A 12,133-nucleotide genomic window follows, 5' to 3' on the forward strand; every position below is an offset into this window, starting at 1 on the left:
GGCCCCTCGCCGCCGCGCGCCGGCAGCATCGCATTGATCGCCAGCGCGAGGAGGAACAGTGTCGACACGGCCAGCCCCGCGAATGCCGCGGCCCGGCCGTCGGCCTGAATCGTGCGCGTCACCCCCTCTTTCACGCTTCCGCCCGGCCTGCGCGCGGTCGCTCGAGCACGGCCCGGTCCAGCGCGTCGCGCAATTGCGCGCTGACCGCGCGAGACGAAAAGCGCTGGGCGTTGGCCCGCCCGGCACTCACCAGTTCGGCCTGCAGCGACGGGGTGCCCGAGACGCGCTCGATCTGGCGGCCCCATTCAGCGGCATCCATCAGATCGGCAACGGCTACGAACGACTCGCCCATCGTGTAGCGGTACACCGGCAAATCCGACGCGACGACCGGAAGGCCGACGAGCTGCGCTTCGATCACCGTGCGGCCGAAGCCTTCGTGCAGTGTCGGCGACACGTACAGATCCGATGCCTGGAAGAAGTAGCCGAGATCCTCGTCTTCCACGCTCTCGACGAAATGCACGGCGATTCCCGCCTGTGCGGCGATGTCCCGGCATTCGTCGCGATTGGCCTGGTTCTGTGCGCTGCCCACCCGCAACACCATCACGTCCTTGCGCCCGAGCGATGCCAGCGCGCGAAACAGCGTCGCATTGTTCTTGCGCGTTTCGTCCGAACCGACGTTCAGCACGACCAGCGCCGCGTCGACGTGGATATCGAAACGCGCCAGCAGCATCGCTCGCGCCCGTTCGCGCACGGCAGGGTCGATCGGCGTATAGCAATCGTCGACCGCACTGGCCACGACCTGTATCCGGTCGGCGCGGATGCCAAGGTCCGCCAGCGCTTCCTGCGCCGTCATGTCCGAGGGCACGAGCACCACATCCGCCGTCGCGATCAACGACTGCGTCAGCTTCATGTACGCGTTCTTCAGCTTCTCGACGACGCCGCGCACCTGCCCCTGATGCGGCACGTGATGCAGCACGATGCCGACCCGGCCACCCGCCCACCGGACCAGCGGAATCATGAAGGCCAGGTCTTCCTGGTACAGCATCACGAAGTGCCCGGCGCGCGCCGCCGCGACCGCACGCAGCGGATACAGCACGAACTGCGTCCAGTAGCGCCGAAACGAGCGCGGCTCGGCCGGAATGTCGATCGGCTCCACGTCAAATCCCGCCAAGGCCGGAATGAAGTCGATACATTTGAGGCTGTATCGCATGACGCCGTTCCAGCTCACCGGCCGCGGCCCGAGAAACCACACGATCCGCACCGCCTGCGCCACGCGCCGCAATCCATCCTTGCTTGCCATCGAATCACTCATGCGATACGCCCCTCACCCAATACCATGGAATCACCGGTTCGATCAGGCGCGCGCCGCGGCGAAGCCGGCGCCGATCCGGCGGACGCCGCGCAACGGCGACGGTGCGAAGCCGTTGAACACCAGCCCGTCGATGCGCACGCCGATCTTGCCCAGGCTGTCGAGCGCGTCCGTGAGGCCGGCCGAGTTCGCGGAACCCTGGCGGGCCACCAGCAGCGTCATGTCGGCCACGCGCGACAATGCCGCGAGGTCGGCCACCGGTGACGCGGACGGCGCATCCACGATGACCATGTCGTAGCGGCTCCGCAACGACGCGACCAGCGCATCGAGACGTGCCATGTCGAACAGGTTGCGCGTCGACGCCGCCTGTTTTCCGGCGGACAGCGCATCGAGCCGACCGTCGACGACGGTGATCGCGTCATCGACGGGCAGTTCGCCCTTCAGTACGTCGAACAGGCCTTTCGTCGCCTTGACCGGCAAATAGCGATGCAGCGCCGGCGCGCGCACGTTGGCATCCACGATCACCGTCTTGAGCCCCTTCTCGGCGTACAGGTACGCGAGATTGGCGGCAATCATCGACTTGCCCTGCGCCGGCGCCGCGGACGACACCAGCACAACCTTCGCGTCGCCGCCATAGGCGGCCAGCCGGTGCCGCAACGTCAGCGCCAGGCTGTCCATCGCGTCGGCCAGCGGCACGTCGGCCGGTTCCTTCGTCGCGGTGAATGCCGGTGTGCGGTCCGCATCCGCTTCGGCCTGGCGGCGCGAATTCGGCAGAACGCCGAGCATCGGAATGCCGAGCGCCGCTTCCAGGTCGTGCGGATCCCGGATGCGCCCGGCCAGCAATGCGCGGCCCTGCGCCGCGAGAAAGCCCAGTATCAGTCCGGTCACGGCACCGGCCAGAATCGCGATCAGGCGCTTCGGCCGGATCGGCTTGTCGCCGACGACGGCCTTGTCGACGATCGACGCGTTGCCGACCGTGCCGGCTTCCGCGATCTGCAATTGCTGCGTGTTGTTCAGTAGCCCGACATAGAGCTGATTGTTGACCTCGACGTCGCGCGCCAGACGCAGGTACGTCTGCTGCTGCGACGGCAGCCGTGCCGCCTTTTCCTTCAGCACCGTGGCCTGCGCGTCGAGTTCCTTCAGCTTGTTGGCCGCCGCCACGACCTGCGGTTGCCCCGGCACGTATTTCGACAACAGGTCCTGGTACGCGAGCTTGGTCTCGAGCCGGGACTTGTCGACGAATGCCAGTTGCTCGACGAGCAGCCGGATGTCGCCCTGCGCGTCGATCGAGCCCTGCTGGTTGCGAAACGCGTTCAGCGCCTGTTCGGCCTGTTGCAGCCGGGCCTTGACGATCGGCATCTGCGCATTGAGGAACGTGAGGCTGCGCTCGGCATCGTCGGCGCGGCGTCTCGCGTTGAAGTTCAGGTAGGCCGTCGCGATTGCGTTGAGCATGCGCGCGGCAAAGACCGGATCGGCGTCCTCGAAATTCAGCTGCATGATGCCCGACTGCCGCTTCGTCTCGGTCACGCCCAGCTTCTTCAGGATCGCTTCGAGACGGACGTCGGTCGCGACGCGCCGCACGCGGAATTCCGCACCGGGGCGCGCGACGACCCGCGCCACGTCGACGCGATAGCCGTTGCTCGCGCCCGGCACGCCGACCACGCCGCTCAGCACCACCTGACCGCTGCGGTCCTTCAGCCGAAACCGGTTGCCGTCGAGATATTCGAACGCCAGCGCCTTGCCGACCTGCGCGGCCGGCACCTCGAACGCCCTGAACTCCAGGCGCTCGCCGCCCCATGCCCACGACGACATCCCGAGCGGCGCCTCGACGAGACCGTTCGCGTCCTTCGGCATGAGCGAACCGATGAGGCCGCCGATGACCGGAAACCGGTTCTCGACCGACACCTCGGCCTGTGCGGCTGTCGCATTCATCGCCTCCAGGACGACCGAACGCGAGCGGACGATGTCGATCTCGCCGACCACAGCCGAATTCTGGATATCGAGTGCCTTGGAGATCGACGACAGCGATCCCAGTGCGCTGGCCTTGTTCTCTTCGATCTGGATCAGCGTGTCGGCCGAATACACCGGCGTTGCCGCAATCGCATAGACGATCGCCAGCAGCAGGCAGGCCGCGAACACGGCCGCGAAGAGGCGCCCGTTGTCGAGCACGTTCTCCAGCATATCGACCGACGACAACCGCGTCGCATTCCGGCCGGCGTGTTTCGTTTCGTTTTCATGCCCGGTAAATGCAGGTCGATCCATCTTCATGCTGAACTCCAGAATGGAAGATCCGGCTGGCTTCGCCGCTTTACGCGCGTTGTTGTTCACGTTCATGTCTTTGAAAATCCGGCTGGAATCCCTTCAGTGCCGATCCGGGAAGCACCGCGCCGGGAACCTGGATTCCCGGTGCGTTTCCGCCCGGCCGGCGCAACGGCCGGCAGTCCGTACTCGAGCCCTCGCTCGTTTCATTCCGGCATGCAGTCGTCGATGCTGCCGCCACCTACGCCCCCGCGGCGGCGATTCCCGTGCCCAGCAGCGCCGCACCGATGTCGGCCAAGCGTGTAACGACGTCGGCCGCCGGATCGGCTTCCGCATGGCCGCGCGGGTCGCCCACCAACAGGAAGCGACGCCCGACACCGGCCCGCGCGCCGGCATCGAGATCGGACTGCTTGTCGCCGACCAGGATCGACGCGGACAGGTCGAGACCGAGATCGCGCCGCGCATCGTGCAGCATCCCGGGCTGCGGTTTCCGGCATGTGCACGCTTGCCGGTAGCGGCCCATCCCGGCCACCGGGTGATGCGGGCAGTAATAGACGCGGTCGATTCTCGCGCCCCGCTCGTCGAACCTGCGCCGCATCCAGTCCATGAACGCGACGAACTGCGACTCCGAAAAATACCCGCGGCCGATACCGGCCTGATTCGTCACGACGACCACCTGGTGACCGGTCGCATTGGCCAGCCGCACGAGGTCGAAGATGCCGTCGACGAATACGCAGTCCTGCTGCCGGTGGACATAGCCGGTGTCGACATTGATCACGCCATCGCGATCGAGGAACAGTGCCTTACGCTTCACTGGCTCGCGTCTCCAGCATCGGCGGAATGACCGTTTGCGCACGTCGGTAGTCCGCCGGCACACCGATATCGATGAATGTCGTCACCTCCGGGAACACACGGATGTCGAGCGCCTCCCCCCGATCGCACAGGAAGTCCTGCTCGAACGAAAATTTCTCCGGCAGCACGAAACCGAGCAGCGTTCGCGCGTTGACGACATACGTGCCCGCATTGATGTAGCCCTGCGCCGGGCGCTTCTCCCGGAATGCCGACAGCCTGCGTGAGCTCGCGTCGAATTCGAGCGTGCCGTAACGCGACGCATCGTCGACCCGCGTCGCCGCCACGACGAGATCGGGGCAAGTCGCGCGATAGAACGCCGACAACGCCTGCAAATCCAGGTTCGACCACGTATCGCCGTTCATCACGATCATGTCGCGCTCGCCATGGGCCTTCAGCGCGTGAACGATCGCGCCGCCGGTGCCGAGCGGCTCGTCCTCCTCGACCACCGAAATCGCGATGCCGAAGTCGCGCGACGTCACGAGCGCCTTGATCGGGCCGCTGCCGTAGCCGAGCGACAGCACCACCTCCGTCACGCCCTGCTGCCGGAGCCCTTGCAGCATCCAGCACAGAAACGGCTCGCCGTCGATCGGCGCGAGCGCCTTCGGCAGCGCATCGCCCAGTACCGGGCGCAGCCGCGTGCCGAGGCCGCCGGCAAGGATCAGGCAGGGCAGCATCGCGCTCATGCGAAGATCCGCTCTTCGACGATGCCGCAGATGATGTGGCCGCACACGAGGTGCCCTTCCTGGATCTTCGGTGTCGATGCGGACGGAATCTCGATGCAGAGGTCGGCACGCGTGCGCATCTCGGCGGCACCGGGCCCGTTGCCGGTGAACCCGACCGAAAACATGCCTGCCGTCCGGGCCACGTCCAGCGCACGGAGAATGTTCGGCGAACGCCCGGACGTCGAATACGCCCAGAAGATGTCACCGGGGCGTCCCGTCGCCTGGATCTGGCGCTCGAACAGCTTCTCGTAGCCGTAGTCGTTGCCGATCGCGGTCATGACCGAGCTGTCCACGGTCAGTGCAAACGCCGCGAGCCCCGGCCGGTCGAAGTTGAAACGGCTGACGAATTCGCCGGCGATATGCTGCGCATCCGCCGCGCTGCCGCCGTTGCCCGCGAGCAGGATCTTGTTGCCCGCGCGCAGCGCCTCCGTCACGCGCCCGGCCACCTGCCCGATCCGCGCCAGTTGCTCCCCGTCGGATACGAGCGCCGTCAGCACCGACAACGTCTGGCGAATTTCGCTCTCTACCGTGATCGTCATTGTTTCTTTCTCCACGACTGCGCACCGATATCGGTGAACGTACAGTTGAGCACTTGCCCATTGATTCCGTTGCATGCATCCAGCGCACGCATCACGGCCGACCGTTCGACCGGATCGACGAAGAACATCATGAAGCCGCCGCCGCCCGCACCGGACACCTTGCCTGCCTTCGCGCCGGCCCGCACCGCGACGCGGTACAGATCGTCGATCATCGAGTTCGAGATGTTCTTCGCCATCCGCTTCTTCGATTCCCACGCGTCGCGCATCGACGCGGCGAACGCGTCGAAATCGGCGCGCAGCACGGCTTCCTTCATCCGAACGGCTTCGTCCTTCACTTCGTGCAGCGCGGCCAGCGAATCGACCACGCCTTCCGCCACGTTGCTGCTCTGCTCCTTGATGATGTTCGCCGACTCGCGCGAGACGCCGGTGTAATACAGCACGAGCGACGCCTCCATCTCGGCCTTGATTTCCTGCTTGATACGCAGCGGATTGACGATCACGCGATCGCCGTAGAACTCCATGAAGTTCAGCCCGCCGAACGTCGCCGCGTATTGATCCTGCTTGCCGCCGGCAAGCCCGAGATCCTCCCGCTCGATGTCGTGTGCGAGGTGGGCGATGTCGTATTCGCCGAGCGGCAGCGACAGCAGTTCGCAGAAGGCCCTGACCAGCGCGACGACGATCGTCGACGACGATCCGAGCCCGGATCCCGGCGGCGCTTCGGAGCACGTCGTGATCGTGACGGCCAGCGGGTGGCCGCCGTGGAAATCGCGGACGATCCGGTTGTAGACGCCGACGTGCAGCCCGAGCCCGTTCTGCACCTCGAGCACCGGCGACACGGGGCCGATCCATCGGGTGTCCGTATCGGCTGCGACCAGCTCGACCTTCGCGTCTTCGCGCGGCGCGATCGACGCGTACGCAAACTTCTCGATCGTCACATTGAGCGTCAGACCGCCGAACTGATCCGAATAAGGCGGCACATCGGTTCCGCCGCCGCCCAGACCCAACCGCAAAGGAGCCCTCGAACGGGCAATGAAGCGTGTCATGAAATCTCTCGCAGACAATGAGCCGGACGCCGGCACGATGCCATTCCCGCCCCCGCACATTCCGCCGGAAATGCACGGTCATGTTCGTTGGTGCCACTATGCGATAGATGTCCGGCACGCTGCGTGCGATGGCTTACATTAAGCCGCCGCCGCAATTTCCAAGCGTCCAACCTGCGTTACGCTCTGTTCGCGATCGGTACGGCGACGTGCGAAGCAACATGAAAAACGCCGGCACGTTCCCGCCCTCGCACGACGACGTCCTTCCGTCATTGCCAGTTTTTGACAATTGCCGTCGGGAGCGATGCCGCGGTGGAACACGCGCCGATTGCCCGGTGCCTGCACGCCGCCGGGAAGCGTCATCACGATGTTCAGAGCGAAACGGGCACGCGACGAGCGGCTCGAATTCGATCCGGATAACGTATCAATCGATTCATCGATGCTGGACACAAAAATGAAAAACGTTCTACCGTTCGATTCCGTGGCGCCGGGCCACGCTCGCACTGCCATGCGCGGCATGTGCATCGCGCTCTCCTGCGCGACCGTCGCGGTGCTTTCCGCATGCACGGTCGTGCCGGGGCAGCACATGAGTTCGACCGCGTTACCGGTCACGACCGCCGACAACGGCGACGTGACCAGCGACATGCAGGTGCCGGTCAAGCAGATCGACCTGACGCAGATCGAGCAGCTCCGGGCCGAGCAGAAGCGCGCCCCCGCTGCGTCCATCCCGCCGAACCTGTTCGCGAAGTCGGACATGTACCGGATCGGCGCCGGCGACGTGCTGCAGATCACGGTGTGGGATCACCCCGAATTCGCGACCGCCGCCGGGCAGCCGACGCAGAACACGAAGTCCGCGGACGCCGCGCCCGGCTTCGTCGTCGACAGCAGCGGCAACGTGCAGTTTCCGTACGTCCCGCATCCGATCCAGGCCGTCGGAAAAACCGTCGCGCAAATCCAGCACGAGGTCAGGACCGAGCTCAGCAAGGTGTTCGTCAAGCCGCAGGTCACGGTTCGCGTCGCTTCGTTCCGCGCGACCCAGGTCTATATCGACGGCGAAGTGCGCAATCCGGGCGCGCAGGCGATCAACGACATTCCGATGACGCTGATCGAAGCCGTCAGCCGCGCGGGCGGATTTGCACCGACCGCGGATCAGAGCCGCGTCACGATTACCCGCAACGGCACGATCTATCCGCTGAACGTCGCGCAGATGATGAAGACCGGGAAGAATCCGGCGGACATCATGCTGAAACCCGGCGACATGCTGCATGTGGACGCGCGCGACGACAATCCCGTGTACGTGATGGGCGAAGTGGTCAGGCCGCAAGCCGTCGCGCCGCTGCGCGACGGTACGCTCACGCTGAGCGAAGCGCTCACGCAAGCCGGCCAGCTCAACCAGCAGACCTCGAATGCCAAGCAGGTGTTCGTGCTGCGCAAGGCAGCCGACAGCGCACCCGTCATCTATCACCTCGACATGCAGTCGCCGGTGTCGATGCTGCTGGCGAACCAGTTCCCGCTGGCGTCGAAGGACGTCGTCTATGTCGACAACACCGGGCTCGTCCGCGCAAGCCGCGTGCTGAACCTGCTGCTGCCGGCGATCAGCGCCGGGTTGACCGGCGCGCTCGTCACGAAGTAAGTCTCCGCGCATGCCGGCCGTGCCGGCCTGCGCGAACCCGGTCCGGTTCGATGCGCACGCAACGAACCGGGCCACCCTCTTCAACGCATTTCCCTGCGCAAACGCGTTTGCGCAGGTACTTCTTACCCCGCCACACGTCCGCAATCGGGAACGATGACCGTGTTTCCGTCTCGTCGCGCGACCCTGCCGAAGAAAGATCGGACGTATCGGTATAAACACCGATGCTGTAGTCAAACTACATTCATACCATTGGTCGCTGCAGAGGATCGCTACATCCGATTCGGCAGCGTCGGGCGGCCCGTGCGTCACCGTCCGCGTGTACCGGTCGAGCCCAACCGGCCGTAACGATTCCCCGCCTGGCCTGGCATGCCGATGCGTCACCACCCAGCATCGCCAGCCGAATGCGTCCGGTGCGAATCCACCGGACGTGCGCAGCTCCAGACATCATCCGAATAACCGGCAATACGATCTTGGAGAGCAACATGCGGGACACACTCTGGCCGGCCGTCGTGCTGGCAGCGACCCTCTGCACCACCGCCTACGCAGGCGACGCCGATTTCAACGCGCAGGGCGACGCCACCGATGCGTTCGCATCGGCCGCGGCGGTCCGGCGCGCGGACCTGCTCGTGCGCAAGATGACGCTCGATGAGAAACTTCAATTCATTCATTCGCAATACGAAATGTCAAAGGTGCCGGGCGGCGGCGCCGGCTACATCCAGGGCGTGCCGCGGCTCGGCATTCCCGACCTGAACATGGTCGATTCGGCGACGGGTTCCGGCAGCACGTCGCAGGCCAGCACGACATTCCCCGCGACGATCGCCGTCGCCGCGAGCTGGGATCGCCGCCTGTCGTACGACTACGGCAAGCAGGTCGCGATCCAGTTGCGTGCGCAAGGGTTCGGCATGGGGCTCGGCGGCGGCACCAACCTCGCGCGCGAGCCGCGTGGCGGCCGCCTGTTCGAGTATCTCGGCGAGGATCCGCTGCTGGCCGGCGACCTGCTCGCCGAACGCACGCTCGCCACGCAGCGGCAGAAAGTCATCGCGACCATCAAGCACTACGCCGGCAACGAACAGGAGCACGGCCGGATGGGCGGCAACACGCAGATCGACGAGCGCACGCTGCGCGAGCTTTACCTGCTGCCGTTCGAGATCGCCGCGAAACGCGGGCGGCCCGGCAGCGTGATGTGCAGCTACAACCGCCTGAACGGCGCGTATGCGTGCGAGAACCCTCACCTGCTGAACGACGTGCTGAAGAACGAATGGGGCTTCCAGGGCCAGGTGCAGTCCGATTGGGGGGCGACGCACAGCGCCGCCGCCGCGATCAACGCCGGGCTCGACGAGGAGGAAGACGTCGGGCCGAGCGTGTACCTGACGCCGGCGGCCGTCAAGCAGGCCATCGCAAACGGATCGGTGCCGACGGCGCGGCTCGACGACATGGTGCGGCGCAAACTCGCGGTGATGATCCGCGTCGGCGTGATGGACGATCCGGCCAAGGGCGGCGGCGCAATCGATTTCGCCGCTGCGAACCGGTTCGCGCAGGCCGCCTCCGAGCAGTCGATCGTACTGCTGAAGAACGATGGTAACCAGTTGCCGCTTGCCGCGTCGGCGCTGTCGCATATCGCCGTGATCGGCGGCCATGCCGATGCGGCCGTGCTGTCGGGCGGCGGCTCGGGCAACACGCGCGCCCCTGTATCGGGATCGTTCGCGGGCTGCGGCGGCCTGACGTTCGGGTCATCGACGGGATGCAGCTGGTGGCGCAATCCGTGGCTGAAGGTCGACGTGCCGATCGTCGCGGCGATCCGCGCGCTCGCGCCGGCCGCGCAGGTCACGTATGCGGGCAACAGCGATCAGCAGTCGCCGTTCCGCGCGTACACGCAGCAGGAGATCGACCAGGCCGCGGCACTCGCGGGCCGTTCGGACGTCGCGATCGTCGTGGTCGCGCAGCCGGCCGGCGAGGATTTCGGCGATCTCCAGAGCCTGAGCCTCGCGAACCCGTCGAACCAGGATGCGCTCGTCGAAGCCGTCGCGCGCGCGAATCCGCACACGGTCGTCGTCGTCCAGAGCGGCAACCCGGTGCTGATGCCGTGGAAGGACCAGGTGTCCGCGATCGTCGAGGCGTGGTATCCGGGCGAAGCCGGCGGCAAGGCAATCGCGAACGTGCTGTTCGGTGCAGTCAACCCGTCCGGCAAGCTGCCCGTCACGTTCCCCGCGCGCGATCAGGATTCGCCGGCCTGGGGGCAAAACGGGGCCTTCGACAATGATCCCGTCTATGCGGAAAAGCTGAACATGGGCTATCGCTGGTATGACGCGCGCAACATCAAGCCGATGTTCGAGTTCGGCTACGGGTTGTCGTACACGCACTTCGCGTATTCGGGGCTGTCGGTGTCCAAGCAATGGGACGGGTCGCTGAGCGTCGCGTTCACGGTGCGCAACGACGGACGCGTCGCCGGCGCGGAAACGCCGCAGGTCTATCTTGGCGTGCCGTACAAGGACGAACCGCCGAAGCGGCTGGTCGGCTGGGAGAAGATCCGGCTGAATCCGGGCGAGACGCGACGTGTGCGCGTGACCGTGTCGCCGCGGATGCAAAGCGTGTGGGATACGTCGCGTAACGGCTGGCGTGTGGTGCCAGGCGGCACGGTGTATGTCGGCGCGTCGTCGCGGGATATCCGGTTGCAGGGGCACTGAGCAGGAATGACCCTACGGAAGCGCCGCGCACGCCGTGCCCGGCGCTTCCGTATTCCCCCTCCGCACCGGCGAAACTTACCGGAACAGCAACGCCAGCAACGTCGCGAGCGCGGCAATCGCGGCGATCCCCGCCGCCATCCCGGCCAGATGCGCGGCGATCACCAGACCGGCCGGCAATCGCGCCGATCGCGCGCCGCTCGCCCCATCCGCCGGCCCGGCCCGCGATTGCGACGCGACGCCGTTCATCACTCCCCGCTCCCCTCGAGCGTATCGAGCAACGGCCTGGCCAGATGCAGGACCTGGTACACCGTGCCCGCGCCGCCGTCGTCCGGTTCGTGTTCCGAAACGAGCACGCGCGTCAGCCGCCAGCGCAGCGGATCGAGGCTGACGGCGGCCGCGACCGTGCCCTGCCGCGCCGCCGCTTCGCGATTGCGTGCGACCTCCCGTGCCAGCGTCGCATCGAGGTCGGCATCCGCCGGAATATCGATCGCTTCCAGCCACACGAAGCGCGCCGTCGACGCACTGCCCTTGCGCGCATCGAGCGCGACCTGCACGTCGATCGGCGCGCGTCCGAAACTGTCCGTCACGACCCGGTAGCGGCCGTCCGTGACAAACCCGGCGAACGCCCGTTCATTGCGCCACAGATAAAGCGACGCATAGCCGTTTTCCGTCGCGCCGTGGCGGCCGGCCTCGCGCAGCAGAAACCCCTTGAACACCAGATCCGGCGTGTCGTCCCAGAGCCTGCCGCGCTCGCGCACGCGATTGCGGATGATGTCGAGGTCGTAGTCCGCCGGCAGGCGGTGCACGTAGTACGCGGTCAGCATGATCGACTCCTGGGAAAGAAAAGGGAGATTCCGAACGGCTCGAGAACAGCGTAGAAGACCTTGAATCATTTGAAAATACGATGGCAGAATATTTCAATGATTTGATTTCTAAATAGATGAGTGTGCGATGAAAACGCTCGACATCGAAGCCGTGCAGGCGTTCGTGCTGACCGCCGACCTCAAGAGCTTCACACGGGCCGCCGAGGCGATGGACACGACGCAGTCCACGGTGAGCCTGAAGATCAAGCGGCTTGAAGACGGCCTCGGCCGC

The 12,133-nt window shown here is 65.9% G+C and carries 12 protein-coding genes; 3 read left to right on the forward strand and 9 right to left on the reverse strand.

The genetic code is table 11. From position 1 onward, the window contains the following. Positions 1 to 130 precede the first annotated feature (130 nt). The 7 genes from JYJ84_RS16435 to JYJ84_RS37835 all read right to left on the reverse strand — a co-directional run bounded on the left by JYJ84_RS16435 (position 131) and on the right by JYJ84_RS37835 (position 7,366). Positions 131 to 1,312 carry a glycosyltransferase gene (locus JYJ84_RS16435; protein WP_205183236.1) on the reverse strand — a complete coding sequence of 394 codons (1,182 nt, stop codon included), beginning with the start codon at positions 1,310 to 1,312 and terminating at the stop codon, positions 131 to 133. Between the two features lie 42 nt (positions 1,313 to 1,354). Next, positions 1,355 to 3,577 carry a GNVR domain-containing protein gene (locus JYJ84_RS16440; RefSeq protein ID WP_175222600.1) on the reverse strand — a complete coding sequence of 741 codons (2,223 nt, stop codon included), beginning with the start codon at positions 3,575 to 3,577 and terminating at the stop codon, positions 1,355 to 1,357. Between the two features lie 232 nt (positions 3,578 to 3,809). Further along, positions 3,810 to 4,382 carry a D-glycero-beta-D-manno-heptose 1,7-bisphosphate 7-phosphatase gene (gmhB, locus tag JYJ84_RS16445; protein ID WP_174956433.1) on the reverse strand — a complete coding sequence of 191 codons (573 nt, stop codon included), beginning with the start codon at positions 4,380 to 4,382 and terminating at the stop codon, positions 3,810 to 3,812. Next, positions 4,372 to 5,103, reverse strand: coding sequence for a nucleotidyltransferase family protein (locus JYJ84_RS16450; RefSeq protein ID WP_236027256.1), 732 nt, complete (start codon positions 5,101 to 5,103; stop codon positions 4,372 to 4,374). Before JYJ84_RS16450 ends, gmhB begins: the two co-directional genes overlap by 11 nt. Continuing rightward, positions 5,100 to 5,681, reverse strand: coding sequence for a D-sedoheptulose 7-phosphate isomerase (locus JYJ84_RS16455; protein WP_175222598.1), 582 nt, complete (start codon positions 5,679 to 5,681; stop codon positions 5,100 to 5,102). The genes JYJ84_RS16450 and JYJ84_RS16455 overlap by 4 nt, the downstream gene beginning before the upstream one ends. Continuing rightward, on the reverse strand, positions 5,678 to 6,724 hold the full coding sequence (locus tag JYJ84_RS16460; protein ID WP_122946818.1) for a dehydrogenase: 1,047 nt from the start codon (positions 6,722 to 6,724) through the stop codon (positions 5,678 to 5,680). Before JYJ84_RS16460 ends, JYJ84_RS16455 begins: the two co-directional genes overlap by 4 nt. A gap of 138 nt (positions 6,725 to 6,862) precedes the next feature. After that, positions 6,863 to 7,366, reverse strand: coding sequence for a hypothetical protein (locus tag JYJ84_RS37835; RefSeq protein WP_236027279.1), 504 nt, complete (start codon positions 7,364 to 7,366; stop codon positions 6,863 to 6,865). On the opposite strand from JYJ84_RS37835, the gene JYJ84_RS16465 reads away from it, so the two are divergent. Continuing rightward, positions 7,353 to 8,354, forward strand: coding sequence for a polysaccharide biosynthesis/export family protein (locus JYJ84_RS16465; RefSeq protein ID WP_374102107.1), 1,002 nt, complete (start codon positions 7,353 to 7,355; stop codon positions 8,352 to 8,354). The two genes, JYJ84_RS37835 and JYJ84_RS16465, sit on opposite strands and share 14 nt — an antisense overlap. A 482-nt stretch (positions 8,355 to 8,836) precedes the next feature. Then, positions 8,837 to 11,038 carry a glycoside hydrolase family 3 C-terminal domain-containing protein gene (locus JYJ84_RS16470; protein ID WP_175222596.1) on the forward strand — a complete coding sequence of 734 codons (2,202 nt, stop codon included), beginning with the start codon at positions 8,837 to 8,839 and terminating at the stop codon, positions 11,036 to 11,038. 75 nt (positions 11,039 to 11,113) lie between these two features. On the opposite strand, the gene JYJ84_RS16475 is transcribed toward JYJ84_RS16470, so the two are convergent. After that, positions 11,114 to 11,284, reverse strand: a complete 171-nt coding sequence (locus JYJ84_RS16475; RefSeq protein WP_175222595.1) for a hypothetical protein — start codon at positions 11,282 to 11,284, stop codon at positions 11,114 to 11,116. Beyond that, positions 11,284 to 11,862: a DUF4865 family protein gene (locus JYJ84_RS16480; RefSeq protein ID WP_175222594.1), complete on the reverse strand. Its 579-nt coding sequence runs from the start codon at positions 11,860 to 11,862 to the stop codon at positions 11,284 to 11,286. Before JYJ84_RS16480 ends, JYJ84_RS16475 begins: the two co-directional genes overlap by 1 nt. 127 nt (positions 11,863 to 11,989) lie before the next feature. Here JYJ84_RS16480 and JYJ84_RS16485 point away from each other — a divergent pair. Then, on the forward strand, positions 11,990 to 12,133 hold a 144-nt coding region (locus tag JYJ84_RS16485; protein WP_205189290.1), incomplete at its 3' end, for a LysR family transcriptional regulator.

The organism is Burkholderia sp. LMG 13014 (assembly GCF_905232215.1).
Lineage (GTDB): Bacteria > Pseudomonadota > Gammaproteobacteria > Burkholderiales > Burkholderiaceae > Burkholderia.

What these genes read in the sequence shown, in the direction of transcription:
- JYJ84_RS16455 (WP_175222598.1), bottom strand. Translation starts at nt 5,681, where the DNA reads ATGACGATCACGGTAGAGAGCGAAATTCGCCAGACGTTGTCGGTGCTG.
- JYJ84_RS16480 (WP_175222594.1), bottom strand. Translation starts at nt 11,862, where the DNA reads ATGCTGACCGCGTACTACGTGCACCGCCTGCCGGCGGACTACGACCTC.
- JYJ84_RS37835 (WP_236027279.1), bottom strand. Translation starts at nt 7,366, where the DNA reads ATGTCGCTGGTCACGTCGCCGTTGTCGGCGGTCGTGACCGGTAACGCG.
- JYJ84_RS16470 (WP_175222596.1), top strand. Translation starts at nt 8,837, where the DNA reads ATGCGGGACACACTCTGGCCGGCCGTCGTGCTGGCAGCGACCCTCTGC.
- JYJ84_RS16460 (WP_122946818.1), bottom strand. Translation starts at nt 6,724, where the DNA reads ATGACACGCTTCATTGCCCGTTCGAGGGCTCCTTTGCGGTTGGGTCTG.
- JYJ84_RS16450 (WP_236027256.1), bottom strand. Translation starts at nt 5,103, where the DNA reads ATGAGCGCGATGCTGCCCTGCCTGATCCTTGCCGGCGGCCTCGGCACG.
- JYJ84_RS16440 (WP_175222600.1), bottom strand. Translation starts at nt 3,577, where the DNA reads ATGAAGATGGATCGACCTGCATTTACCGGGCATGAAAACGAAACGAAA.
- JYJ84_RS16435 (WP_205183236.1), bottom strand. Translation starts at nt 1,312, where the DNA reads ATGAGTGATTCGATGGCAAGCAAGGATGGATTGCGGCGCGTGGCGCAG.
- JYJ84_RS16475 (WP_175222595.1), bottom strand. Translation starts at nt 11,284, where the DNA reads ATGAACGGCGTCGCGTCGCAATCGCGGGCCGGGCCGGCGGATGGGGCG.